The organism is Trichloromonas sp. (assembly GCF_034006665.1).
Lineage (GTDB): Bacteria > Desulfobacterota > Desulfuromonadia > Desulfuromonadales > Trichloromonadaceae > Trichloromonas.
The window spans coordinates 1-23,947 of record NZ_JAVESI010000021.1 but is presented as its reverse complement, the minus strand read 5'-3'; the positions used below and the strand labels follow the sequence as shown (position 1 = coordinate 23,947).

At 60.9% G+C, this 23,947-nt stretch carries 23 protein-coding genes; 14 read left to right on the top strand and 9 right to left on the bottom strand.

Going from position 1 to position 23,947, the window contains the following annotated elements:
- Positions 1-82: 82 nt before the first annotated feature.
- Positions 83-961: an acetylglutamate kinase gene (gene argB, locus RBR25_RS09540; RefSeq protein ID WP_432819324.1), complete on the top strand. Its 879-nt coding sequence runs from the start codon at positions 83-85 to the stop codon at positions 959-961.
- 19 nt (positions 962-980) lie between these two features.
- On the opposite strand, the gene RBR25_RS09535 is transcribed toward argB, so the two are convergent.
- Complete coding sequence (locus RBR25_RS09535) at positions 981-1,217, bottom strand: hypothetical protein (protein ID WP_432819323.1); 237 nt, start codon at positions 1,215-1,217, stop codon at positions 981-983.
- A 149-nt stretch (positions 1,218-1,366) separates the two neighbouring features.
- Here RBR25_RS09535 and RBR25_RS09530 point away from each other — a divergent pair, with 149 nt between their 5' ends.
- The 13 genes from RBR25_RS09530 (at position 1,367) to tsaA (ending at position 13,710) form a co-directional block, all read left to right on the top strand.
- A complete protein-coding gene (locus tag RBR25_RS09530) occupies positions 1,367-2,557 on the top strand; it encodes an acetylornithine transaminase (RefSeq protein ID WP_432819322.1) in 1,191 nt (396 codons plus the stop codon).
- Positions 2,558-2,657: 100 nt separating this feature from the next.
- On the top strand, positions 2,658-3,566 hold the full coding sequence (gene argF / locus RBR25_RS09525; protein ID WP_432819321.1) for an ornithine carbamoyltransferase: 909 nt from the start codon (positions 2,658-2,660) through the stop codon (positions 3,564-3,566).
- Positions 3,567-3,612: 46 nt separating this feature from the next.
- Positions 3,613-4,287: an RDD family protein gene (locus RBR25_RS09520; protein ID WP_432819320.1), complete on the top strand. Its 675-nt coding sequence runs from the start codon at positions 3,613-3,615 to the stop codon at positions 4,285-4,287.
- A 64-nt stretch (positions 4,288-4,351) separates the two neighbouring features.
- Positions 4,352-5,572 carry an argininosuccinate synthase gene (locus RBR25_RS09515; protein ID WP_432819319.1) on the top strand — a complete coding sequence of 407 codons (1,221 nt, stop codon included), beginning with the start codon at positions 4,352-4,354 and terminating at the stop codon, positions 5,570-5,572.
- Between the two features lie 74 nt (positions 5,573-5,646).
- A complete protein-coding gene (locus RBR25_RS09510; RefSeq protein ID WP_432819318.1) occupies positions 5,647-6,159 on the top strand; it encodes an NUDIX domain-containing protein in 513 nt (170 codons plus the stop codon).
- A gap of 3 nt (positions 6,160-6,162) precedes the next feature.
- Positions 6,163-7,302: a hypothetical protein gene (locus tag RBR25_RS09505; RefSeq protein WP_432819317.1), complete on the top strand. Its 1,140-nt coding sequence runs from the start codon at positions 6,163-6,165 to the stop codon at positions 7,300-7,302.
- 147 nt (positions 7,303-7,449) lie between these two features.
- The gene (argH, locus tag RBR25_RS09500; RefSeq protein WP_432819316.1) at positions 7,450-8,832 is read left to right on the top strand and encodes an argininosuccinate lyase; all 1,383 of its coding nucleotides are present in this window, start codon (positions 7,450-7,452) and stop codon (positions 8,830-8,832) included.
- Between the two features lie 31 nt (positions 8,833-8,863).
- Positions 8,864-9,634 carry a hypothetical protein gene (locus RBR25_RS09495; RefSeq protein WP_432819315.1) on the top strand — a complete coding sequence of 257 codons (771 nt, stop codon included), beginning with the start codon at positions 8,864-8,866 and terminating at the stop codon, positions 9,632-9,634.
- Positions 9,635-9,803: 169 nt separating this feature from the next.
- A complete protein-coding gene (gene dapA / locus RBR25_RS09490; protein WP_432819314.1) occupies positions 9,804-10,679 on the top strand; it encodes a 4-hydroxy-tetrahydrodipicolinate synthase in 876 nt (291 codons plus the stop codon).
- Between the two features lie 79 nt (positions 10,680-10,758).
- Positions 10,759-11,562, top strand: coding sequence for a 4-hydroxy-tetrahydrodipicolinate reductase (gene dapB, locus RBR25_RS09485; protein WP_432819313.1), 804 nt, complete (start codon positions 10,759-10,761; stop codon positions 11,560-11,562).
- A 14-nt stretch (positions 11,563-11,576) separates the two neighbouring features.
- Entirely contained in the window at positions 11,577-11,714 is a 138-nt protein-coding gene (locus RBR25_RS09480) for an entericidin A/B family lipoprotein (protein WP_432819312.1), read from the top strand.
- 156 nt (positions 11,715-11,870) lie between these two features.
- Positions 11,871-13,106, top strand: a complete 1,236-nt coding sequence (locus RBR25_RS09475) for an LL-diaminopimelate aminotransferase (protein WP_432819311.1) — start codon at positions 11,871-11,873, stop codon at positions 13,104-13,106.
- Between the two features lie 85 nt (positions 13,107-13,191).
- Positions 13,192-13,710 (top strand): tRNA (N6-threonylcarbamoyladenosine(37)-N6)-methyltransferase TrmO, encoded by a 519-nt coding sequence (gene tsaA / locus RBR25_RS09470; protein WP_432819310.1) that lies wholly within the window; start codon positions 13,192-13,194, stop codon positions 13,708-13,710.
- A 93-nt stretch (positions 13,711-13,803) separates the two neighbouring features.
- Here the strand turns inward: tsaA and RBR25_RS09465 are convergent, their stop codons facing one another.
- From RBR25_RS09465 to RBR25_RS09430, 8 genes are all read right to left on the bottom strand, one after another.
- The gene (locus tag RBR25_RS09465) at positions 13,804-14,022 is read right to left on the bottom strand and encodes a hypothetical protein (RefSeq protein WP_432819309.1); all 219 of its coding nucleotides are present in this window, start codon (positions 14,020-14,022) and stop codon (positions 13,804-13,806) included.
- Positions 14,023-14,229: 207 nt separating this feature from the next.
- A complete protein-coding gene (locus tag RBR25_RS09460) occupies positions 14,230-15,333 on the bottom strand; it encodes an ABC transporter permease (RefSeq protein ID WP_432819308.1) in 1,104 nt (367 codons plus the stop codon).
- 3 nt (positions 15,334-15,336) lie between these two features.
- The gene (locus tag RBR25_RS09455) at positions 15,337-16,458 is read right to left on the bottom strand and encodes an ABC transporter permease (protein ID WP_432819307.1); all 1,122 of its coding nucleotides are present in this window, start codon (positions 16,456-16,458) and stop codon (positions 15,337-15,339) included.
- The gene (locus RBR25_RS09450; protein ID WP_432819306.1) at positions 16,455-18,200 is read right to left on the bottom strand and encodes an ATP-binding cassette domain-containing protein; all 1,746 of its coding nucleotides are present in this window, start codon (positions 18,198-18,200) and stop codon (positions 16,455-16,457) included. Before RBR25_RS09450 ends, RBR25_RS09455 begins: the two co-directional genes overlap by 4 nt.
- Positions 18,197-19,204: an HlyD family efflux transporter periplasmic adaptor subunit gene (locus RBR25_RS09445; protein WP_432819305.1), complete on the bottom strand. Its 1,008-nt coding sequence runs from the start codon at positions 19,202-19,204 to the stop codon at positions 18,197-18,199. Before RBR25_RS09445 ends, RBR25_RS09450 begins: the two co-directional genes overlap by 4 nt.
- Positions 19,201-21,114 (bottom strand): ATP-dependent zinc metalloprotease FtsH, encoded by a 1,914-nt coding sequence (ftsH, locus tag RBR25_RS09440; RefSeq protein ID WP_432819304.1) that lies wholly within the window; start codon positions 21,112-21,114, stop codon positions 19,201-19,203. The genes RBR25_RS09445 and ftsH overlap by 4 nt, the downstream gene beginning before the upstream one ends.
- A gap of 124 nt (positions 21,115-21,238) precedes the next feature.
- Entirely contained in the window at positions 21,239-22,432 is a 1,194-nt protein-coding gene (locus RBR25_RS09435) for a M24 family metallopeptidase (RefSeq protein WP_432819303.1), read from the bottom strand.
- A gap of 397 nt (positions 22,433-22,829) precedes the next feature.
- Entirely contained in the window at positions 22,830-23,711 is an 882-nt protein-coding gene (locus RBR25_RS09430; protein ID WP_432819302.1) for a choice-of-anchor L domain-containing protein, read from the bottom strand.
- Positions 23,712-23,947: the final 236 nt, after the last annotated feature.

Below are 23,947 nucleotides of genomic sequence, written 5' to 3'. Positions count from 1 at the left end.
GGGAAATAAGCCGTTTTCCTTCAGCCTTCAGCCTTCAGCCTTCTTCAGCCTTTGCCCTTTGACCTGTTTTCCGGAGGAAAACGTGCAAGACCTCATCAATAAAGCCAACATCCTGATGGAGGCGCTGCCGTACCTGAAGCGCTTCGCCGGCACCACCATCGTCATCAAATATGGCGGGCACGCCATGGCCGACGAAAAACTCAAGGAATCCTTCGCCCGAGATGTGGTGCTGCTCAAATACATCGGCCTCAATCCGGTCATTGTCCACGGCGGCGGACCGCAGATCAACGAGACCCTGAAAAAGTACGGGATCGTCTCCGAGTTCGTGCGCGGCATGCGCGTCACCGATGCCGCCACCATGGGCGTGGTGGAGATGGTGCTGGTCGGGCAGGTCAACAAGGAGGTCGTCGGCCTCATCAATCAGCACGGCGGCCGTGCCGTCGGCCTCTCCGGCAAGGACGGCGAACTGCTGCTGGCCGAGAAGATGCTGCAGGAAGTGCGGCAGGAAGACGGTTCCATCGACCGGGTCGACATCGGCTTTGTCGGCGACGTGATCCGGGTCAACCAGGCGCTGATCGACACCCTGGAGAACGGCAAGTTCATTCCGGTCATTGCCCCGGTCGGGGTCGGTGCCGGCGGGGAAAGCTACAACATCAACGCCGATGTCGTCGCCGGCCGGGTCGCCGCCGCCCTCAAAGCCGAAAAGCTGATTCTGCTCACCGACGTGCAGGGAGTCAAAAACAAGCAGGGCGACCTGCTCCCCAGTATCTCGGTAACCGAGATGCATCGCTTGATCAGCGACGAATCGATCGTCGGCGGCATGATCCCCAAGGTCGAATGCTGTGCCCAGGCCCTTGACGCCGGCGTCAAAAAGGCCCATATCATTGACGGCCGCGTCGAACACGCTGTGCTGCTGGAAATCTTCACCGACAAGGGGGTGGGGACGGAGATTGTGCAATAAGGGCGAAGGCCGCACAGGGTTATGATGAACCCGGTGATGATGCGAAAATCCAGCAGCGATTATCGCCGAGGAGGAATTGAAAACCGCGCGTCTCCATTTCACCACCGGCCCATACGCTGACGCCGTCAGTATAGGAGAGATTACAACCGCGGCAAAGGGCTTGACCGCCGCGGAAACTCTCTGCTCCACATTGAACGCCTGCCTGATCGATATTGATGACGGCGCAAAAACTTGCCAACGGCTGCGTTGCTGCCATCGTCTCGCTGCTTTGACGTACGTAAGTACGCCTCATTGATCAAACATGGCGCGCCTTGCATTTGGCGCTTTTTGCCTAGTCATCCAACGTGATGCTTTTGTAAAAAACATCAATATTGACGCGCGCTAAACCGCGCGGAAAAGGACATCATGAACACTGAACAATGGGTCGCCCGGAGCGATAAGGTCATCATGAAAACCTACGGCCGCTACTCCATCGTCCCGGTACGGGGCAAGGGTTGCGAGCTGTGGGATGTGGACGGCAAGCGCTATCTCGACTTTCTCGCCGGGGTGGCAGTGAACAATCTCGGCCACTGCCATCCCAACGTGGTCAAGGCCATCCAGGAGCAGGCGGCAACGCTTATCCACTGCTCCAATTACTATCAGATCCCCCAGCAGATCGAACTGGCCGAGCTGCTCTGCGCCCACTGCTTCGCCGACCAGGCCTTCTTCTGCAACAGCGGCGCCGAAGCAAACGAAGCGGCGATCAAGCTGGCACGCAAATATAGCCGGGAAAAATACGGACCGGAGCGCTACCAGATCATTACCGCCGCCGGATCCTTCCACGGCCGAACCCTGGCCACCGTCTCGGCCACCGGCCAAGAGAAGGTACAGCGCTTCTTCGATCCCCTGCTGCACGGCTTTTACCACGTTCCCTTCAACGACATCGCCGCCCTCGAAGCCGCCATCCATCCCCATACCTGCGCAGTAATGCTGGAGCCGATCCAGGGAGAAGGGGGGATCAATGTACCGAGCGCCGCGTACGTGCAGGCGGTGCGGGAACTCTGTGACCGCCGCCAGCTGCTGCTGATCTTCGACGAGGTTCAAACCGGCCTGGGGCGCACCGGCAAACTCTTCGCCCACGAGCATTTCGGCATCGCTCCCGACATCATGACCCTGGCCAAGGCCCTGGCCGGCGGCGCGCCCATCGGCGCCATGCTCGCTCGCGCCGAGATCGCCGCCGATTTCAGCCCCGGCACTCACGGTTCGACCTTCGGCGGCAACCCGCTGATGACCACCGCCGCCCTGGCAACGATGAAAACCCTGCTCGGCGAAGGGGTTCTGGAGAATGCCGTGAAGATGGGCGCCTATCTTACCGGCGAACTGAAGAAGCTGCAAAGCCGCTACAAGATCGTCGAGGAAGTGCGCGGCATCGGCCTGATGATCGGCATGGGTCTGAGCATCCCCGCCGGCGACATCGTCAAGAAGGGGCACGAACGGGGGCTACTGCTCAACGTCACCCACGACACGGTGCTGCGTTTCGTTCCGCCCCTGATTGTGACCAAGGCGGAAATCGACGAGATGATCGTCATTCTCGACGGCATTCTCAACGAAATATGAATTCAGGAAAAAGGGGAAAGGAAAAAGGAGAAAGGAAGGGTGAATACCCCCTTTTCCTTTTAGCCTCGATCCTTGCTCCTGTTTTTCCGGAGTAAAAACAATGCCCAAAGACTTTCTCGCGCTGACCGACTGGAGTCGCGACGACCTGGACAAAATTTTCGCCCTGACCCGCGACCTCAAGGCCAAGCAGAAGCGCGGCGAGGAACATCATCTGCTCAAGGGCAAGACCTTGGCGATGATTTTCGAAAAGAGTTCGACCCGCACCCGCATCTCTTTTGAAGCGGGGATGTTTCAACTCGGCGGCCACGCCCTCTTCCTCTCCTCGGGCAATACCCAGATGGGGCGCGGCGAACCGGTTCAGGATAGCGCCCGGGTCATGGCCCGCTACTGTGACGGGGTCATGATCCGCACCTTTTCCCAGCAACTGGTCGAGGATTTCGCCCGTTACGCCAAGATCCCGGTGGTCAACGGCCTGACCGATCTCTATCACCCCTGCCAGGTGATGGCCGACCTCTTCACCGTCATCGAGCACAAGGGGAGCTACCACGATCAGGTCTACTGCTGGATCGGCGACGGCAACAACATGGCCCACAGCTGGATCAACGCCGCCGCCGTTTTCGGCTTCGAACTGCGCGTCGCCACCCCCAAAGGCTATGAGCCGGATGCCGCGGTTGTGGCTCGCGCCGAAAAAATGGGCGCCCACATCCTCTATACCCACGATCCGGCCGAAGCCGCCCGAGGCGCCATGGTTCTCAACACCGACGTCTGGGCGAGCATGGGCCAAGAGGGGGAGCAAAAAGAACGGGAACAGGCCTTCAAAGACTTTCAGATCAACGGCAACATCGTTGATCTCGCCGACCCGGCCTGCATTGTTCTGCATTGCCTGCCCGCCCACCGCAACGAGGAGATCACCGACGAGGTGATCGAAGGCCCCCACTCAGTGGTCTTCGACCAGGCGGAAAACCGCCTGCACGTGCAAAAGGCCATCCTCGTCACGCTGATGGGCTGACCGCTTCACGCCAATCACTAATCATCTTTCAGCGAGCACTGGTTCTATGAATCTCACCTGCCCCCATTGCGGATTTTCCAAGGAGATCGACCCGGCGCAAATTCCTGCCGGCATGAACCGGGTCATCTGTCCCCGCTGCAAGGAACCCTTTCCACGCCCCGAAGTCCTTGCGGAAAGTGCCCCGGACTTCGGCGAAGCGCCGCCCGTAAGCGCAGTGGCGGAAGCGGACAGCCTGCCGATGGAGTCGCCGCGCGCCATCCCTCCGGGACCACCGATGACCTATGCCGAAAGCCTGCCCAAGGCAGGTTTCTGGATGCGCGCCGTCGCCTCGCTCCTCGACTCCCTGCTCTTGGGTCTGGTCCAGTTCGTCTTCAGCCTGGTTCTCGGGATAACCGCAGGGTCGATGTTTTCCGGTGTGGAGCCGCACGGTGAAGCCTTCGTCGGGCTGATGACCACCCTCTTCGGCATTCTCGTCGGTCTCACCTACGCCATCTTCTTCACCGGCTACTGCGGGCAGACCCCGGGGAAAATGGCTCTGCACATCAAGGTCATTCGCACCACGGGGGAGGAAATCAGCTACGGTCGCGCCTTTGTCCGCGAAGTCCCGGGCAAGTTCCTCTCGGGCATCCTGCTCGGCATCGGCTATCTGATGGTCGCCTTCGACCGCCAGAAGCAGGGCCTGCACGACCGCATCGCCGATACCTACGTGATCAAATTGTAACGCTTACGCGCCGTCCGTCTTCAGGCACCTGAAGGCGGAGTCCCAACCACCCAAGGAGACCAACATGGCCAAGAAAACCAACGTCAAAAAAGTCGTTCTCGCCTATTCCGGGGGGCTGGACACCTCCATCATCCTCAAATGGCTCACCGAAGAGTATGACTGCGAAGTGGTCGCCTACTCCGCCGACCTCGGGCAGGGGGAAGAACTCGACCATATCCCGGCCAAGGCCAAAAAGACCGGTGCCAGCAGCTGTCACATCGTCGACCTCAAAGAAGAATTCGCCCGCGACTTCGTCTTCCCCATGTTCCGCGCCAACGCCATCTACGAAGGGCGCTATTTCCTTGGCACCTCCATCGCCCGGCCGCTGATCGCCAAAGCACAGATGGAGATCGCCCAAAAAGAGGGCGCCGACGCCGTCTCCCACGGCGCCACCGGCAAGGGGAACGACCAGGTGCGCTTCGAGATCGCCTACTATCATTTCGATCCGGCGATCAAGGTCATCGCCCCCTGGCGCGAGTGGGATCTGAAGAGCCGAACCGCCCTTGAGGAGTATGCCCGCAAGCACGACATCCCCATCCCGACCAGCAAGAAGTTTCCCTGGAGCTCGGATCGCAACTTGCTGCACATCTCCTTTGAAGGGGATGTCCTGGAGAATCCCTGGGCCGAAGCCCCGGAAGAAATGTACCAGCTCACCGTCCGCCCCGAAGACGCTCCCGACCAACCGGAATATGTGGAGATCGAATTCGAGAAGGGGGATGCCGTAGCGGTCAACGGCGTGCGCCTCTCGCCGGCCAAGTTGCTGGCCAAACTCAATGAATTCGGCGGCAAGCACGGCATCGGCCGGGTCGACCTGTTGGAGAACCGTTACGTCGGCATGAAGAGCCGCGGCGTCTACGAGACCCCCGGCGGCACCATCCTCGAAGAGGCCCACCGCGCCGTCGAGTCGATCTGCATGGACCGCGAGGTCATGCATCTGCGCGATTCTCTGGTTCCCCGCTATGCCGACATGATCTACAACGGCTACTGGTTCTCTCCCGAGCGCCAGGTTCTCCAGTCGCTGATCGACGCCTCGCAGCAAACCGTCAACGGCAAAGCCCGGATCAAGCTCTACAAAGGCCATGCCCGGGTAGTTGGCCGTGATTCGGCCAGCGACAGCCTGTTCAACGTTGACTTCGCCACCTTCGAGGCGGACGATGTCTACAACCAGGCCGACGCCGAGGGGTTCATCAAGCTTAACGCCCTGCGCATGCGTATCGCCGCCATCCAGCGGCAGAACAGAAAGTAAGGCACCAGGGGTGAGGAGTGAGGCGAAAGGGCCTTACTTCTCACCCCTTACGCCCCACCCCTCACGGATCACCCATGGAATTCGCCAAACAGCTCCGCATCAAGACCTCGGTGGTCGCCTGCATCATCGACGAACGGGATCGCGTTCTGCTCACCCGACGCTGCATCCAGCCCTTCTGCAGCCTGTGGGTCATGCCCGGCGGCAAGATCGATCACGGCGAGACGATTCTCGCCGCACTGCACCGGGAAGTCATGGAAGAGGTCGGCATCACCGTGCGCGCCGAAGGACTCATCGATGTTTATGAGCATGTCGGCGTCGGCGAAAGAAACGATCATTTCATCATCCTTTACTACCGGGCCAGCCCCTTGAGCCTCGACCTCAAGCCCAACGGCGACGAATGTACCGAAGCGGTCTGGGTCGGGAAAAACAATCTGCCCCGCTACCCCATGCCCCCCGGCACCCGCTACATCCTCGGCAAGCTCTTTCCCGAGCTCGGCTGGCATGAAACCGCGCCCCCGGAACGCCGTCCCGACGAGGAACTTCTCGACGAAAACCTGCCCCAGACCCGCCCTGCCGAAAAAGGCTAAGCCATGTTCGAGATCGTCGAAAAGCCGATTCACATCGACTTTCTCCACGGCCATCACCTGCACTGCATGATCTGCCAGATCCCCAGTCGGATGGCCATGCGTGACGCGGCCTGCCGACTGGTCGATCCGGAAGCGGGCTGGCAGCAGCTTCGCTCGATCCTGGAGTTGGTACGCGAGGGGCAGGGCAATCTGAAGAAATGCCATTTTCTGACCTTTCCGGAAGCGGTCATGCCCTTTGCGCGGATCGAGGAGGCACTGGAAATCATCCGTGCCGGTTTTCGCCCCAACTCGGTGGTGATGTTCGGCATTGAGCACATGCGCTTGAGCGAATATCGTGACCTGCTGTGCCGCTACCGGGAGGACAACGGCGAGGCCCTGGCTTCGGTGGAAAAAGATCTTGACTCAGGGGATATTGAACAGCTGCCGACCAACGTCGCCGTCACGGTGATCAAGGAGGCGGACGGGCGCACCCGCATCTTCCTTCTGGCCAAAAGCCATCCCTTCGTCGGTGAGGAGCATCTCGACGCCCAGCACGATCTTTACCGAGGCAAGGTCTTCCCCCTCTTCCGCTGCCAACCGGCCTGTTTCAACTTCATGCCGGTGATCTGCATCGACTATGTCTACCGGGACGTCTACCAGTCGAACATCTCGGTCATCATCGAAAAGGCCAATCAGCTCTTTTTCCAGACCCGTCAGCGCCTCGACCTGCTGGCCGTACTCCAGTTCAATCCCAAGCCCGAGCACCGCGCCTTCCGCGATGTGGTCAACGGCTTTTACGGCGAGTACCTGGCCTACACCCCGGGCGTACGGGACACCATCACCGTCTTCTGTAACACCTCGGACGAATCGAGCGGCATCCTCGGCAACGGCACCTTCAGTTTCGGGCACTCCTCGGTGGTGATCCACAAGAGCCATAAAATCGCCCCGACGGCGGATACCGAGTTCGAAGTCGACGATTTCGGCGGCCTGCCCGTCTGCCGGTTGCGCTTCGGCACGGCAACCCGGCTCTACTATTTCAACCTGCCTCTCTTTCACGAACTCGACCCCCGCACCACCCGCGTGCCGTTGAAGATCCACGGCATTTTCCGCTCCGAAAATGGCCAGTGGCGACGGATCGAAAAAACTGGGGAAACGCAGACGTGACAATCATCTTCGCCCTTGCCTTTCTCTGTGCGCTCTGTGAGCTCAAGCGAATGGAATGAGCGGACGCGAGGACGCTTTTGCTTTTTGGCTTTTCAACCCGACCCGACAACAACATTGACCGACTGAAGATAAACACAGGAGAGACGCATGGCGCAAAACCAGCTCTGGGGCGGCCGCTTTACCCAGCCCACCGACCAGTTCGTTCAGGAATTCACCGCCTCCATCGATTTCGACAAACGCATGTACCGCTACGACATCCAGGGCTCCATCGCCCACTGCCGGATGCTGGCGAAACAGGGGATCATCGCGGCGGCAGAGGCCGACACCATCATTGCCGGACTGGAAGACATCCTTGCCGACATCGAAGCCGGAAACTTCGAATTTTCGGTGGCGCTGGAAGACATCCACATGAACATTGAGGCTCGGCTCATTGAGCGCATCGGTCCGGTCGGCGGTAAGCTGCACACGGCGCGCTCACGCAACGACCAGGTCGCCCTCGACGTGCGCCTCTACCTGCGGGACGAGTTGCAGACGATACTCGCCTATCTCGACCAGTTGCAGGAGGCGCTGCTGGCCCAGGCGGAGCAGAACCTCGCCGTCATCATGCCCGGCTACACCCACTTGCAAACCGCCCAGCCGGTCCTCTTCGCCCACCATATGCTAGCCTACTACGAGATGATGAAGCGCGACGCCGGACGCATGACTGACGTAGCCAAGCGACTCAACGTCCTGCCCCTCGGCGCCGGAGCGTTGGCCGGCACCACCTTCCCCATCGATCGCGAATTCGTCGCCGAACAGCTCGGTTTCGACGGAGTGACCCGCAACAGCCTCGATTCCGTCTCTGACCGCGACTTCGCCATCGAATTCTGCGCCGCCGCGAGCATCCTGATGATGCACCTGTCGCGCCTCTCCGAGGAGCTGATTCTCTGGTCTTCCGCCGACTTCAATTTCATCGAGCTGACCGATGCCTTTTGCACCGGCAGTTCGATCATGCCGCAGAAAAAGAACCCCGATGTACCGGAACTGGTACGGGGCAAAACCGGCCGCGTCTACGGCAACCTCATTTCCCTGCTGACCCTGATGAAATCCCTCCCCCTGGCCTACAACAAGGACATGCAGGAGGACAAGGAACCCCTCTTCGACTCCATCGACACGGTCAAAGGATCACTGAAGATCTTCGCCGACATGATCGCTCTGATGAAGGTCAAGGCCGAGAACATGCGCGTTGCCGCCGCCCGGGGCTTTTCCACCGCTACCGATGTAGCCGACTACTGCGTGCGCAAGGGTCTCCCCTTCCGCCAGGCTCACGAGGTGGTCGGTAAGACGGTGCGCTACTGCGTGGAGACCGGCAAGGACATCCCCGAACTCTCATTGGAGGAGTTCCGCCGCTTCTCGCCGCTGATCGAAGCCGACATCTACGAATTCGTCACCCTTGAAGCTTCGGTCAATGCCCGCCGCGCCACCGGCGGCACCGCGCGCGCGGCGGTGGAACGGGAAATCGCCCGGGCCCGGGCGGAACGCCGGGGATAAACCAGTCACGCACTACGAAGGGAGACCGCCGATGAAGTCCGCCCTGTTCTATCGCCTGCTGCCGCTCTTGGCCTGCCTACTGCTGGTCCTTTCCGGCTGCGGCAAGAAAGGCCCTGTCAAGCCGTTGGAAAAACCCCTCCCCGCCGCCCCCCAGAAGCTGACGGCGGTGCAGCAAGGAGACCGCTTTCAGGTGACCTGGGAGATCCCCAAGATCAACCAAGACGGCTCGCCCCTCACCGACCTGCAAGGCTTCCGGGTTTACAAGATGCGCTACAATCCGGGCGACGACTGCCCCGAATGCCGGGACACTTCGACCTTGCTGCTCCAGGTCGATCTCGACTTCCTGAAGAACGCCGAACGCCGGGGGGACCGTATGACCATCTGGGATAACGTCCTGCAGACGGGTTTCGGCTACCAGTACCGGGTTACCCCCTATACCCAAAAGGAGCGCGAGGGGGAGTCGGCTATCGTTCGCCGCCCCTTCCTTCCGCCCTTGCCCAGCCCCCGCTGGCAAGCAGCCAGCGGTCACGATCGCATGGCCCGCCTGTCCTGGCTGACGCCGGCGATCCCCGCCACCGCCGAACTGATCGGCTACAACCTCTATCGCCTCGCCCCCGGCGAAGAGCCGACCTCCCTGCCGGTGAACAGCCCTCCGCTGACCGAGACCCGGCATGAAGATTTCGGTCTGCAAAACGATGTCACATACAGCTACAGCGTGCGGGTCATTGTCCGCCTCAACCAGACTCTGGTCGAAAGCGAAGCTTCTCAATCCATCGAAGTAACGCCCCGCGCCGGTCAGTAAGACCCTGGCGGTTTTTTGACTTTGCTTGCAGGATGTGCTAGTTATACCCTCCTTACCGGCTCAAGAGATCGATCTAGTTCAGCCGAAACGCGACGGAGATAATCCCGTTTTATAAATTTGTACCGACACCCATCTCTTGCTAAGAACAACTTACTTTCCGGAGGAAATCATGTTCAAAGGTTCGATGGTCGCCATCATCACTCCCTTCACACCCGACGGCCGGGTGGATGAAGAAAAATACCGCAAGCTCATCGAGTTTCAGATCGAAAACGGCACCGACGTCATCGTCCCCTGCGGAACCACCGGCGAATCGGCCACTCTCGACTACGAGGAACACGACCGGGTCATCCAGATCTGCATTGAGCAGGTCAACAAACGGGTTCCGGTCATCGCCGGCACCGGTTCGAACAGCACCGCCGAAGCCATCGAACTCTCCCAGCACGCCAAAAAGATGGGGGCCGACGCCGTGCTGCTGGTTTCGCCCTACTACAACAAGCCCTCCCAGGAAGGCCTCTACCAGCATTACAAGAAGATCGCGGAAAGCGTGGCGCTACCGCAGATCCTCTACAACGTGCCCGGCCGCACCGGCATGAACATGGAAGCCAAAACCACCATCCGCCTGGCGGAATTCGCCAACATCGTGGCGATCAAGGAGGCTTCGGGGAACATCACCCAGTCCGGCGAAATCCTCGCCGCCGCCGGCGATAAGATCGACATCCTCTCCGGCGACGACTTCCTGACCCTGCCGCTCATGGCGATCGGCGCCAAGGGGATCATTTCGGTCACCGCCAACATCATGCCCAAGGAAGTCAAAACCATGGTCGTCGCCATCCAGGAAGGCCGCTGGGAAGACGCCCGCAAACTACACCTCAAGCTGCTTGAGATCCACAACACCATGTTCATCGAATCGAACCCCGTGCCGGTAAAGACCGCCGCCAGCCTCATGGGCCTGTGCGGGGCCGACGTGCGCCTGCCCCTGGTCGGCATGCAGCCGCACACCCTGGAAAAACTTAAGAGCGTGATGAAGGGCTACGGGCTGATTTAATCAAACGTAGGGGCGAGGCGCTGCCTCGCCCTGGGCGACCCAACGGGTCGCCCCTACATCCATTATCAAGGGATTGTTTATGATCAAAATTGCCGTCACCGGCGCCGCCGGGCGGATGGGCGGGCGCATCATCGCCGCCATCAAGGAAGCGCAAGGGATGGAACTGGCTGGGGCCTGCGAACGCCCCGGGCACGAAATGATCGGCCAGGACGCCGGACTCATCGCCGGCTGTGGGGAAAGCGGCGTGGCGATTCGCGGCAGCCTGGAAGAAGCCCTGCAGGGCGCCGACGTGCTCATCGACTTCACCTTCCCCGAAGTCACTCTCGCCAACCTGAAGGTCTGCGCGGATCTGGGCAAGACCATCGTCATCGGCTCCACCGGCTTCACCCCCGAGCAGCGCAAGGAAGCCGAGAGATATGCCGCGAAGATCCCCGTCGTTCTCGCTCCGAACATGAGCGTCGGCGTCAACGCCTGCTTCAAGCTGCTCAAGGAAGCGGCACAGATCCTTGGCGACGGCTTCGACGTGGAAATCGTCGAGCTGCACCACAACAAGAAAAAGGACTCCCCCTCGGGCACGGCGGTGCGCATGGGCGAGGTGGTGGCCGAGGCCCTCGGCCGCGACTACAACCATGTCGCCAATTACCACCGCGAGGGGATGTGCGGCGAACGCACCAAAGAAGAGATCGGCATGCAGACGGTGCGCGGCGGCGACATCGTCGGCGAGCACACGGTCTACTTCATCGGCATGGGCGAGCGCATTGAAATCAGTCACCGGGCCATGAGCCGCGACATGTTCGCCCGCGGCGCGGTGCGCGCCGCCGGTTGGCTGGCCGGAAAACCGGCGGGGATGTACGACATGCAGGACGTGCTCGGACTTAAATAAGCGGAGGTGACATCATGACCCGAATGATGATGATGATGATGATGCTGCTGCTGACGACGGTCCTCTTCCTCGGCGGCTGCGAAACGACCAAAGGCGTCGGCAAGGATATGCAGAAAGCCGGCAACTGGATCGAAGAAAAAGCCAGTAAATAAAAAAAATCTCACGCCCGTTCGCTTCGCTCACTCAAGACGCAAAGCCGCGAAATAGACCCCAAAATAGACCCCAATTTATGCACTTGATCGTTTTGTGACTTCGCGTCTTTGCGTGAGATCTGGTTTTATTTTCAAGTTATTACCGGAGGAATTTTAATGGCTCGTATCAATGACAACTACCTGAAACTCAAAGCCGGCTATCTCTTTCCCGAGATCGGTCGCCGGGTGCGCGAATTCAGCGCCGCCAACCCGTCCGCTAAGGTCATCCGCCTCGGCATCGGCGACGTCACCCGGCCCCTGGCGCCGGCGGTACTGAAAGCCTTCCACGACGCCGTCGATGATCTCGGCACCACCGACCAGTTCGCCGGCTATGGCCCCGAACAGGGCTACGACTGGCTGATCAACGCCATCATCGAGAAATCCTATAAACCCCTGGGCGTCTCCTTGAAGACTGGGGAGATGTTCATCTCCGACGGCTCCAAGTGCGACTGCGCCAACATCCTCGACATTTTCGCCCTCGACAACGTCGTCGCCATCGGCGATCCGGTCTACCCGGTCTACAACGACACCAACGTCATGATCGGCCGCACCGGCGAAGCGGACGAAAAAGGCTACTACAAGGGAATCGTCTACCTCCCCTGCACGGAAGCCAACAACTTCATTCCTGAACTGCCGAAGCAGAAGGTCGATATCATCTACCTCTGTTTCCCCAACAACCCCACTGGCACGGTGGCGAGCAAAGCCGAACTCAAAAAGTGGGTCGACTACGCCAACGCCAATGACGCCGTCATCTTTTTCGATGCCGCCTACGAGGCCTTCATCACCAATCCCGACATCCCCCACTCCATTTACGAGATCGAAGGGGCGAAGAAGTGCGCCATCGAGTTCCGCAGCTTCTCCAAGACCGCCGGTTTCACCGGTGTGCGCTGCGGCCTGGTGGTGGTGCCGGAAGAGGTGATGGGAACGACGGAGAAGGGGGAGAAATACTCCTTCAACAAGCTCTGGCTGCGCCGCACCACCACCAAGTTCAATGGCGCCTCCTACCCGGTGCAGAAGGCCGCCGCCGCCGTCTATTCGGATGAAGGCTGGCAGCAGACCAAGGAAATCATCGACTATTACATGGATAACGCCCGCATTATCCGCGAGGGGCTCAAGGCCGCCGGCATCACCTGCTACGGCGGCGTCGACGCCCCCTACATCTGGCTGAAAACGCCGGGCGGACTTTCCAGTTGGGACTTCTTCGACAAACTGCTGAACGAATGCCACGTCGTCGGCACGCCGGGAAGCGGGTTCGGCCCCAGCGGCGAAGGCTACTTCCGCCTCAGCGCCTTCGGTCACAAGGAAAATGTGATCGAGGCGGTGGAACGGATCAAGAAAAAGTGGGGCAAGTAAGAGGATAAAAAGGGCGGCCGAGAGGCCGCCCTTTGTCACGATACGAGACGACAAGCTAGACCAGCCTTAAGTCAAATCCCCGACCATGACTATCGCTCCCTATTTCACCTACCGTCCCATCGGGCTTCTGCGCTCCCCCTATGCGCGCCGCATCGACGCTCCCCATCAGGGGACGGTGACGCAAGGAACGGAAACGGGGGAAGCGGCGACGGCGACGTTGGAGTTGGCGGAGTGGCTGGATGGGAAGGTTCTTCAGGATCTGGAGGGCTTCGAGAGGTTATGGCTGATCTATGCCTTGCATCGCAGTGACGGCTGGAGACCGACCGTCAAGCCGCCCCGGGGCGGGCCGAAGCGGGGCGTTCTTGCCACCCGCTCGCCCCATCGCCCCAACGCCATCGGCCTGTCGGCGGTGGAACTGGTCAAAGTGGAAGGAAGAACCTTGCATCTGCGTGGGGTCGATCTGCTCGACGGCACGCCGGTCTTGGACATCAAACCCTACGTCCCCTACGCCGACGCCTTTCCGGACGCCAAGGCCGGCTGGATCGACGAGCTGGACGACCAACTTGGGCGCCATTCCGCGCCGGGACCGCGCAAGCCACGGTAACGCCCCCCCGCCGAGGAAAAATGGAACGACTTTAAAAAAACGAAGGACGGCCAAAATGGCCGTCCTTTTGTGTCGATTGGGGAGAACGAGCGATTATGGGTGGGCGTTTTTTTCCGCCAGCACGCCGACGGTGCGGGAAAGTTTGGCCTGTTCGATCTTTTCGGAAAGGACGATGGTACAGACGATGAGGAAAATGATCATGATGAGCATGGGCAGGGCGTCGCGCAGCAGAAAGGCGAGGAGGCAACGCCTCGGGCCTTCTTTCACGGCAACCCGTTCTTGGATCTCTCGGTGGTCAGGTCGCGTTGTCATGGAATGTTCCTTTCCCTCAATAAACAACCCCATCGAAAAAGAAGGAAAAACCTCGTAGCAGATTGAAAAGCAAAGACCCTGCCAACGCAAAAAATCCGGACAACCTACCGAAATCCGTGGAAATCAGCTCCGGCCAGCTCGCCGCTTACGCCCCCCAACTGTCGGTTTTTTTGACACTTGTGTTAAAAAAACCATACACCCCCACCGCTACTCCATCCGCCTCTTGAACAGCCAAGTCGCCAGCGACAGGGTGACGCAGGCGATGATCGCCATCGGCCAGGTCTGTGCCCAGACCACCGCCGCCGACACATCCTTGAGAAAAATCCCCCGGGAAATGGTCATAAAGTAGCGCAGGGGATTGGCAAAAGAGAAGATTTGCAGCCAGTGTGGCATGTTTTCGATGGGGCTGGCGAAGCCGGAAAGAATGGTCGCCGGCACCAAGAAGAGGAAAGCACCCAGAACAGCCTGCTGCTGGGTCATGGACAGGGAAGAGACGAACAGGCCGACGCCGATGATCGCCAGCAGAAAGATCGCCATGCTGGCGAAGAGCAGCGGCAACGAGCCGTTCAGCGGGACGCCCAGAACATTGACGCCAACCAGGACGATGAAGGCTCCTTCGACTATGGCGATGAGCAGCGCCGGCAGGGCCTTGCCGATGAGGATTTCCAGCGGCTGCAGAGGGGAAACGAGCAGCTGCTCGAAGGTGCCCATCTCCCGCTCCCGAGCGACGGACAGGGAGGTGACCAGGAGGCCGACAACCGTGGTCAGGATGCAGACCAGGCTCGGCACCGTGTACCAGCGGAAATCGAGATTGGGGTTGAACCAGTTACGCGGCTCCAGACGCACGCCTCCCGCCCGCCCCTGGGCGGACCATTCGTCCCGGTAGGCGTCGAGGATACGCATGGCGTAGCCCTGGACGATCTGCGCCGCGTTGGTCTTGCGTCCGTCCAGGATGAAGCTGGCCTGGGCCGTGCCGCCGCGCTCCAGCTCGCGCGAGAAGTCCTCGGGAATCCACAGCACGGCGATGGCCTGTTGCCGGTCGATGACCTCGGCGATCTCCTCGGCCCGTTGCAGATGCCGCACCGCGCCGAAGGTGGCCGCGGCCGCGAAATCCCGCTCCAGGGTCAGCGCCGGCCGGCCGTGATCGAGGTTGAGGATGGCCAGGGTCTGGTTCTTCACCTCTTGGGTGGCGGCGAAGGAAAAGATAAAAAGCTGGAGCAGCGGCGGCACGATCAGCACCAGGCGGCTGCGTTTGTCGCGCAGATTGGCGAGTAGTTCCTTGACGAGCAGGGCGATGATACGGTTGACCATGGCTCACCTCAGACGCTTGGCGGTTTTTCCCGCAGTGAGAAAAAACAGCCCCGCCGCCAGCAGCAGCAGAATGCCGACATTGGGGAGCAGCAGCGACCAGACATCCCCGACCAGAAAGACAGTCTGCAGATTGGTCACCAGATAGCGCGCCGGGATGATATGGGTCAGAGCGCGAACCGCAGGCGGCATTGAAGCGATTTCGAAGATGAAGCCGGAAAGGAGAAAGGCCGGGAGAAACCCGGTGATGAGGGCGGCCATCGCGGCGAGGAACTGATTTTTGGCAGCGGAGGAGATCAGCAGGCCCTGTCCCAGCGCCGCCAGAAGAAAGGCGCCGGAACTAAGCAACAGCGCCGCGAGGGAGCCGCGAAAAGGCAGCGCGAAGAGGGTTACGGAAATCCCCACGCTGATGAGCATGGCGAGCATTCCCAGCACAAAATAGGGGAAGATTTTGCCAACGATCAATTCCGTGATGGCTACCGGTGTCACCATCAGCGCCTCCATGGTGCCCCGTTCCCATTCCCGCGCCACGACCAGGGCGGTGAGCAGGGTGCCGATGATCGCCATGATGATCGCAAGCGCCCCGGGCAACAGGGAATTGCGGCTCTCCAACTCCGGGTTGAACCAGATGCGGGCCACCAGTTCCGGCCCGCCAAGGTCTTGACCGGTTTTCCGAAGGCGTTGGTTCCACCAGGTGCGAGCCACCCCCTGGGCGTAATTCTGCACATAGTTGGCGGTGTTGGTTTCACTGCCGTCGGCGACGACTTGCAAGTTGGCGGGATCGATGCCCTTCCCTATCCGCCGGGAGAAATCCTGAGGGATCACCACCAGCCCCCGCAACCGTCCGGCCAGCAGTTCCGCTTCCAGCGGCCGGGTGTCGCGGGCGACCTCGGTCCGGAAATAAGGGCTGGCGCGAAAAGCCGCGAGCAGGCCAGCGGCCTCCTCGCCCGAATCGCGAACCGCCACGCCCAGCCTGATCTCCCGGGCATCAAGGGAAACCCCGAAACCGTAGAGAAAAAGCAGGATCACCGGCAGGACAAAAGCGATCAGCAGGCTGCTGGGATCACGCAGGATCTGGACAAATTCCTTGCCGATGAGCGCGGCCATCCGCCGCCGGCACCCATTCATGACGGCTCTCCGCGCTCGGTGTCCCATTGCCGCAGCAACGCGATGAAGGTTTCTTCCAGGGTCGGATCGGGAAGCGCCGCGCTCGCGACCTGCTCCTTAAGGTCGTCGGGCACCCCATGGGCGATCATCCGCCCCCGGTAGATCAGGCCGATGCGATCACAATATTCCGCCTCGTCCATGAAGTGGGTGGTGACCAGCACCGTCACGCCGCGCTCCACCAGGCCATTGATGTGGGTCCAGAATTCCCGCCGGGTCAGGGGATCGACGCCGGAGGTCGGCTCGTCGAGAAAGAGCACCGCCGGCTCGTGCATCACCGCGCAGGCCAGGGCCAGGCGTTGCTTGAAACCGAGAGGCAGATCCCGGGCCGAGGCCCTGACGTGGGGATACAGACCGAAAATCTCGATCATACGCGTCACGGTCTCTTTTCGCCGCCACCCGGCAAGGCCGTACACCCCGGCGAAGAATTCCAGGTTCTGCCGGGTCGACAGATCGCCGTACAGGGAAAACTTCTGCGCCATGTAGCCGAGGCGGGAGCGGGCCTGCCCCGGCGAGACACGCAGGTCGAAACCGCTGACCCGGCCGCTGCCCGCGCTCGGGCGCAACAGGCCGCACATCATCTTGAAGATGGTCGATTTTCCGGCACCGTTGGGGCCCAGCAGGCCGAAAATCTCCCCCCGGCGGATGCTGAAACCAACCTCGCTCACGGCCGTGAAGTCGCCGAAGCGCTTACTCAATCCGACGGCCTCAACCGTCACTTCCCGCTCCCCGGACAAGGGAGAAATGGACTCGGCCAGAGCCGAAACGCCGCCGGGACCGCCGCCGAGAACATCGATGTAGGCATCCTCAAAACGGGGTGGCACCGGGATCAAACGACTCCCGGCGCCGGCCTCCAGCAGGGCGGGCGCTGGGGGTTTCTGACCGGGACGGAGAACGATCCTGACGTTACGGCCTTGGACGATGCCGTCCTGAACCTCCGGCCGTTGCAATGCATGGGACAGCACCCGGCGACGGTTGCCATCGATCGTTTGCACTTGGAAGCAACGGCCGGCGACCCGCTCCGTCAGTGCGCCGGGCGGACCGGAAAAAAGCAGGCGCCCGCCGTCGAGCAGCAACACCTCGCGACACTTCTCGGCTTCATCCAGATAGGCGGTGGACCAGATCACCGCCGTTTCGGCATCCACCAGTTCCCCGACCATGCGCCACAACTCACGGCGGCTGACCGGATCGACGCCGACGCTCGGCTCGTCGAGCAGCAACAGGCGCGGCTTGCGGATCAGGGCGCAGGCCAGCCCGAGCTTCTGCTTCATCCCCCCGGAGAGACGCCCGGCCAGACGGTCCTGAAAAGGCTCCAGGCCGGTGAAGACGAGCAACCGTGCGAACGCCCGTTGCCGTTCCGCACCGGTCACGTCGTGCAGGTCGGCGTACAGGCGAAGATTCTGCCTGACCGACAGATCCTCGTAGAGGCCAAACTTTTGCGGCATGTAGCCGATGAAGCGATGGACCTTTTCCGCTTCGTCGCGGGTATCCAGGCCGAAAACCCGAAGACTCCCCGTCGTCGGCAGCAACAGTCCGGTCAGCAACCGCAGCAGGGTGGTCTTGCCGGCGCCGTCCGGGCCAACCAGACCGGTGACGATGCCGGGGCGGATGACGGCGGAGAGGCCGTCAAGGGCAAGGGGGAAATCCTTGTCGTACCGGTAGGAGAGGTTTTCGATGACCAGCGACGAGTCGTCCACGGGTTTCATTGGGGGCGGGATGACGGCTCGTCCGGTACAATCGTCACCGTGACCGGCATCCCCTGGCGCAGGCCGTGGTCGGGATCGTCGGCGATGACCCGCAACTGATAGACCAATTTGGTGCGCAATTCCTCGGTCTGCACAGTTTTCGGGGTGAATTCCGCCTCGGGAGAAATGTAGCCGATGTGTCCGCCGTAAGGCTCCGGCCGGGAATCGGTTTGAATTTCCGCCGCCATGCCGGGACGGATGCGCCCCAGGTCCGGTTCCTCGACGTAGGCGCGAATCCATACCGGGGTATCGAGGGCGAGGGTCAGCACCGTCTGCCCGGCAGCGACGATGGCCCCCGGCTCTTCTACCCGGGTGAGAATCACCCCTCCGTCCGGCGCTCGGCACTCGCTGTCGGAAAGGCGGTTGCGGGCGACGGCGACCCGGGCCTGGGCGGCGCGCAGGTCGGCGCGGGCGGCGGCGATATCCTCGCCGCGAAAACCTTCGCGGGCCAACTTCAGCCCTTCGCGGGCGGTAGCCAAGCGCGCCCGGGCCTCGGCCAGATTCGCGCGGGCGTCGTCGGCCAGTTGCCGGGCGACGGCGCCCTCAGCCAGCAGGGCGGCGAGCCGACCGTATTCCACGTCCAGATTGTCCGCCCGTACCTGCCGTTCCCGCACCAGCGCCTCGGCCTGGGCGATTTCCGGGGGACGGCTGCCGGCTTCGAGCTTGGCCAGTTGCGCCGCCGCCTGTGCCTCCTGGGCAAGAGCCAGATCCAGCTCGATCCGATAGGGGATCTCGTCCAGACGCGCCAGCAGGTCGCCGGCGGCCACGCGCGCCCCCTCCTGAAAAGGCATCTCGGCGATCCGGCCCGTGACCCGGAAACCGAGATCGACCTTGCGGATATCAACATTGCCGAACAGGGTCAGCGTCCCGTCCAAGCCGGGCTTTCCCGCCCAGGGCCGCCGGTAGGCGATGCCGGCGACAAGAACGGTCAGCAGAACCAAAAGCAGCGGAAATTTTCTCCTCATGACCGACCTTCTTTATCCATGGATTGAACCTGGGCGAGGCGCAATTCCGTTTTGGCGAACAACTCCGTCAGGGCCGCCTCGTCCAGGGATTCTTCCGTAAGCAACCGTTCGGCCAGTCCCTCCAGCACCGGCCGATTCCATTCCAGCAGGTTTTCGGCCCGGCGCTCGGCTTGCCGCGACAACGCCTCGATCTCCTTGTCGATCAGCCGGGCGGTCTCTTCGCTGAAGGTCTTTTCCGTCGCCAATTTGCGCCCAAGAAAGGGATGCTCCACGCCCCTCTCCAGGCTGACCGGCCCGAGACGTTCGCTCATCCCCCACTGGCAGACCATCTTCTCGGCCAGGTCCGTCGCCTGCTTCAGATCGTTCTGCGCCCCGGTGGAATATTCGCCGAAGATGAGCTTTTCGGCGGCGCGGCCCCCGAGGCTGATGGCCAGCCGCGCCGTCAAATAACTGTACCGGTAGTGATAACGGTCGTCGGCGGGGAGTTGCAGTGTCACGCCGAGAGCCTGTCCCCGGGGGATGATGGTGACTTTGTGGATCGGGTCGCTCCCCGGCAGGCATTTGGCCACCAAGGTGTGGCCGGCTTCGTGGATAGCGGTAATGCGCTTCTCCTCGTCGGAAAGGTAGAGCTTACGCTCCATCCCCAACAGGTGACGCTCCTTGGCTTTTTCCAGATGGTCGTTGGTGATGGCCTCAGCCTCCTCTTCGCGACCGGCGATGAGCGCCGCCTCGTTCATCACCGCCTCCAGATCAGCGCCAACCATCCCCGGTGTCCCCTTAGCGAGAGGGGTCAAGTCCACCTCCTCTGCGAGCTTGACCTTGCGGGCATGAACCTTGAGGATTTCCAGACGATCGCGCCAATCTGGGCGCTCCACCACCACTTGGCGGTCGAAACGTCCCGGCCGAAGTAGCGCCGTATCGAGCACATCCGGGCGGTTGGTAGCGGCCAGAACGATCACTTCCTGATGGGCTTCAAAGCCGTCCAGTTCGGATAAAAGCTGGTTGAGAGTCTGCTCGCGCTCGTCGTTGCCTCCCCCCAGTCCCGTCCCCCGGGAGCGGCCGACGGCATCCAACTCGTCGATGAAGATGATAGAGGGAGCATTCTTCTTGGCGTTCTCGAAGAGATCGCGCACCCGGCTGGCGCCGACGCCGACGAACATCTCGATGAACTGGGAGGCGGAAATGGTGAAGAAGGGCACCTCGGCCTCGCCGGCCACGGCCCGGGCCAGTAGCGTTTTGCCGGTTCCCGGCGGGCCGACCAGCAGAATGCCCCTCGGCACCTTGCCGCCAAGGCGAGTGAAGTGCCGGGGATCGCGCAAATAGGCGATGATCTCTGCCAGTTCCTGCTTGGCCTCGGCGAGCCCGGCGACATCGTTGAAGGTCACGCGGGAGAGCTGTTGACTGTAGAGTTTCGCCCCGGAGCGGCGGAACTGACCGAAGAGTCCGCCGCCCGGGCCGTTCGACTCGCGCATGCGCTTGAGGATGAAAACCCAGACGCCGATGATCAACACCCAGGGGAGCAGCGAAATCAGCAGCGAGCTCCAGAAGGTCGGCTTTCCGCTCGCCTGGGCCTCGATTTCCACGCCGTTTTTTTCCAGCAGCGGCAACAGTTCGGGATCGGCCACCGGTGGCAGCACCGTTTTGAAGCGCAGATAGGCGACGGAGGCCGTATTCTCTTTACCGGGAAGCTCAACCGCCTCGCGGAAACTCCCCGTCACCTGTTCGCCACTCATCCGCACGTTCGCCACCCGGTCGCGAGCGAGTTCCGCCTTGAAGCGACTGTAAGACAAATCAGCAACCGGCTCCTGCTGGGGAGCAAAGAGCAGCAGATAGGCGAAATTCACCGCCAGCATCAGAACCATCAAGAGCAGCAGGCGTTGCCAGGGATCGTTGAGTTTCGCATTCGCCATGATGAATCGCTCCTTTCCAACCGGGGTTCCCGAACAAGATTAACAGGCCTCGGAGAAAAGTCGTCCCGGCAGCAAAAAAGGGGGCCGAAACGACCCCCCTTTTTGCTGAATCCATCCTATTGCCTCAACCGACCGCCAGCAATCCAGGATGCAGCCCGGTCAGGCAGTGGCCGCCATCCGGGGTGACGACGAAGGTATTTTCGCTGCCGACCATGCCGATGCCGGCGATCCCCTTTTTCGGCTCGACGGCCAGGACCATGTTTTCCTGCAGCGGCTCGTCGAAGCCCTTGGCCAGCACCGGCCATTCGTCGATGTGCAGGCCGATGCCGTGGCCGAGAAAGCGCGCCTGGCGCGTGCCGAAGCCCATGAATCCGTCGAGAAAATCCGGTTCCAGCGCGCCGGTGATCTGCGCGTAGATTTCCGAGGGAATCGCGCCGGGCTTGAGCAGCGCGGCAACAGCGGTTTCGATCTCGAGGCAGCGCCGGTGGATGCGTGCCGCCTCCGCCGGGAGTTGGCCACGATAGACATAGGTCAGGGTTTTGTCGGTGTGATAGCCGTCGACCCCGCAACCGATGTCGACGAAAACCAGGTCGCCGGGGCGCAACAGTCGCTTGCGGCTGCCGAGCAGGGGGACTGCCGGGCTCATGCCGTAGTTGCCTCCGGGGCCGTCGAAGGAGGTGGGATAGATCGAGCTTTCGCCAAAGCAGATATGGCCGAGGAGGATTTCCGTCTCGTACATGCCGAAGCGGGCCAAGCCGTGATGGCCCTCGCGGATCATCGCCCCGTAAAGATCCCCGGCGAATTCGGCTTCGCTGATCCCTTCCCGCAACAGTTCGGGGACGCGCTCTTCAAGGATACGCTGGTGGATGCGCCCCGACTCTTCCATGCGGTCCAGCTCATAGGCGCTTTTCACCGCCCGCGCCGCCGAGAGAGAGAAATCGGCGGAAGCCACGCGGGCAAAGCCGAAGTGTTTGTTGAAGCGCTCGTAAACCGCCAGCGGCACGCGCTCGGTTTCGAGATGGACGGTGTCGGGAAGCGGGCCCATGGCGGCGGCCGCGTCGCGGAAGCTGGTCATCGGCCGGATGTCGCCGAACTCCGACTCGTTCAGGGCGCGCTCCAGGCTGCGCCGAACCCAGTAGACGGCGGCGCCGTCGCGGGGGACGAGAAGTACGGCATCCTGCATGGTACCGGTCAGATAAAACTGGTTGATCTTGCCGAAGACCGCCAGCATCCGCCACTCGGGGCTATCGTGGTCGAGGCGGGCACGCAACGCCGCCAGGCGCCGTTCCAGTTCGGCGCGGGGGACTTTCTGAAACATAGGCATTCACTCCTTCATCAAAATATCGCTGCGGAACCTTCCCCTCACCTATACTGCCGTCATCCTACACCAGAAGGCGGCATTCGCCTAGCCGGAGCGTGGCGAAAAAAGGGGAAATCCCTTGTTGATCCAAACCGTTTACACTATCTTCGCGACATTGGATTTTTTTAGCGTGAGATGGGAGAGGTGAGGAAGGGCGTAATGCAAAAGATCAGCGCCGACGAAGAACAAGACGCCGCGCCGGGATCCAGGCCCCGGCACGGCGTTTGGCGTTATGTGTGAAGAAAACAAGATAACCGAAGTGGCTTCGAACCGCCGGAGCCGGGGGGGATTTTTTAATTGGTCTGGAGTTAAACAAACTGCCCCCGGAAGTATTTCCCCTCTTCCGAGGTCGAGCCTAGCTCCTGAATCGACGCCAGCCCACAAGACCAGCCAGCCCGACACCTAGAAGGAGCAAAGTTGATGGTTCGGGAACAGGCTGGTTAACGTCGATGCCGCCACCTGTGGCGGTGACGGACTGAAGGTTGCCGATGAACACGCCACTGTCCCAAACGTCATCATTGGTATCGGCGATAGCGATCAACATGTTGTGCATGGTCAATGTAGAATCCAGTAGGCCAGTCACCATCAAGTTGGTGGTGAAGCCGTTGTACTCGTTGGGGTAACGGTTGCCGCCAACCGGGTTGTCCTGGAAGTTGGCCTGGGGCACATTGGACACCAGTGCGCCACCAGGGAAGAAAGCGTAGTTCTCACCGTCGACGAAGAAGCCAAAGATGTCGGTCACGGTCTGCGTCGGGTACTCGTCAGAGGCGAACACGAAGTTGGCGCTGACGGCGTTGCCAGCATCTAGGGTAAAGTTGAAAGAAATGAAGTTCTGATTGTTTGTGTTGGTGCCGGACAGGGCGCTCAACGCGGCGTTGGAACCGGTGTTGGGCTGTAACAACCCGTTCGAGAAGTTGTCAACCGTATTGGTGGTAGGCATGTTGGCATTGCCGGTGGTCAGCAGAATTCCATCGGGGTTAGTGATGGTGGCGCCGATGCCATCGCTGGGCACCATGTTCATGCCAGTGTAAGTGGCGGATTGTTCCACACCCACGGTGGTTTTGCCTACATGAGTCAGGGTAGACATGTCAACATTGATGCCACTGGCGGGCGCCAGCAACGCGGTAAGCAAGGTATTGGCAGCATTGGTGTTTACTGGAGTAATTGTCAACGCCATGGCGGGTAGGGCGAGCGTAAAGACGAAGAAGAGCGATAGCGCCAAGGTTTTCAGGTTCATTTTCTTTGGAATCCTTTCGGTTTAGTATGAATTCAAACATCACACGCTATACCATTCACTTGATTATTTTGTTAGCCAAAAGCACGGTTTTTCATTTTGTCCTCCATTTATTGATGCAATCGCGAAAAAAGCTCACGCGGCTTGAGGCATGAGCCAACCAATTCGGTTGTTGCCGGGCCGAAAGGCCTCGGCAAAATGTCGTAGATATCCCCGCAGCGGTCTTAATGGCTCTTTGA

What these genes read in the sequence shown, in the direction of transcription:
- RBR25_RS09535 (WP_432819323.1), bottom strand. Translation starts at nt 1,217, where the DNA reads ATGGCAGCAACGCAGCCGTTGGCAAGTTTTTGCGCCGTCATCAATATC.
- RBR25_RS09530 (WP_432819322.1), top strand. Translation starts at nt 1,367, where the DNA reads ATGAACACTGAACAATGGGTCGCCCGGAGCGATAAGGTCATCATGAAA.
- argF (WP_432819321.1), top strand. Translation starts at nt 2,658, where the DNA reads ATGCCCAAAGACTTTCTCGCGCTGACCGACTGGAGTCGCGACGACCTG.
- RBR25_RS09520 (WP_432819320.1), top strand. Translation starts at nt 3,613, where the DNA reads ATGAATCTCACCTGCCCCCATTGCGGATTTTCCAAGGAGATCGACCCG.
- RBR25_RS09515 (WP_432819319.1), top strand. Translation starts at nt 4,352, where the DNA reads ATGGCCAAGAAAACCAACGTCAAAAAAGTCGTTCTCGCCTATTCCGGG.
- RBR25_RS09510 (WP_432819318.1), top strand. Translation starts at nt 5,647, where the DNA reads ATGGAATTCGCCAAACAGCTCCGCATCAAGACCTCGGTGGTCGCCTGC.
- RBR25_RS09505 (WP_432819317.1), top strand. Translation starts at nt 6,163, where the DNA reads ATGTTCGAGATCGTCGAAAAGCCGATTCACATCGACTTTCTCCACGGC.
- argH (WP_432819316.1), top strand. Translation starts at nt 7,450, where the DNA reads ATGGCGCAAAACCAGCTCTGGGGCGGCCGCTTTACCCAGCCCACCGAC.
- RBR25_RS09495 (WP_432819315.1), top strand. Translation starts at nt 8,864, where the DNA reads ATGAAGTCCGCCCTGTTCTATCGCCTGCTGCCGCTCTTGGCCTGCCTA.
- dapA (WP_432819314.1), top strand. Translation starts at nt 9,804, where the DNA reads ATGTTCAAAGGTTCGATGGTCGCCATCATCACTCCCTTCACACCCGAC.
- dapB (WP_432819313.1), top strand. Translation starts at nt 10,759, where the DNA reads ATGATCAAAATTGCCGTCACCGGCGCCGCCGGGCGGATGGGCGGGCGC.
- RBR25_RS09480 (WP_432819312.1), top strand. Translation starts at nt 11,577, where the DNA reads ATGACCCGAATGATGATGATGATGATGATGCTGCTGCTGACGACGGTC.
- RBR25_RS09475 (WP_432819311.1), top strand. Translation starts at nt 11,871, where the DNA reads ATGGCTCGTATCAATGACAACTACCTGAAACTCAAAGCCGGCTATCTC.
- tsaA (WP_432819310.1), top strand. Translation starts at nt 13,192, where the DNA reads ATGACTATCGCTCCCTATTTCACCTACCGTCCCATCGGGCTTCTGCGC.
- RBR25_RS09465 (WP_432819309.1), bottom strand. Translation starts at nt 14,022, where the DNA reads ATGACAACGCGACCTGACCACCGAGAGATCCAAGAACGGGTTGCCGTG.
- RBR25_RS09460 (WP_432819308.1), bottom strand. Translation starts at nt 15,333, where the DNA reads ATGGTCAACCGTATCATCGCCCTGCTCGTCAAGGAACTACTCGCCAAT.
- RBR25_RS09455 (WP_432819307.1), bottom strand. Translation starts at nt 16,458, where the DNA reads ATGAATGGGTGCCGGCGGCGGATGGCCGCGCTCATCGGCAAGGAATTT.
- RBR25_RS09450 (WP_432819306.1), bottom strand. Translation starts at nt 18,200, where the DNA reads ATGAAACCCGTGGACGACTCGTCGCTGGTCATCGAAAACCTCTCCTAC.
- RBR25_RS09445 (WP_432819305.1), bottom strand. Translation starts at nt 19,204, where the DNA reads ATGAGGAGAAAATTTCCGCTGCTTTTGGTTCTGCTGACCGTTCTTGTC.
- ftsH (WP_432819304.1), bottom strand. Translation starts at nt 21,114, where the DNA reads ATGGCGAATGCGAAACTCAACGATCCCTGGCAACGCCTGCTGCTCTTG.
- RBR25_RS09435 (WP_432819303.1), bottom strand. Translation starts at nt 22,432, where the DNA reads ATGTTTCAGAAAGTCCCCCGCGCCGAACTGGAACGGCGCCTGGCGGCG.
- RBR25_RS09430 (WP_432819302.1), bottom strand. Translation starts at nt 23,711, where the DNA reads ATGAACCTGAAAACCTTGGCGCTATCGCTCTTCTTCGTCTTTACGCTC.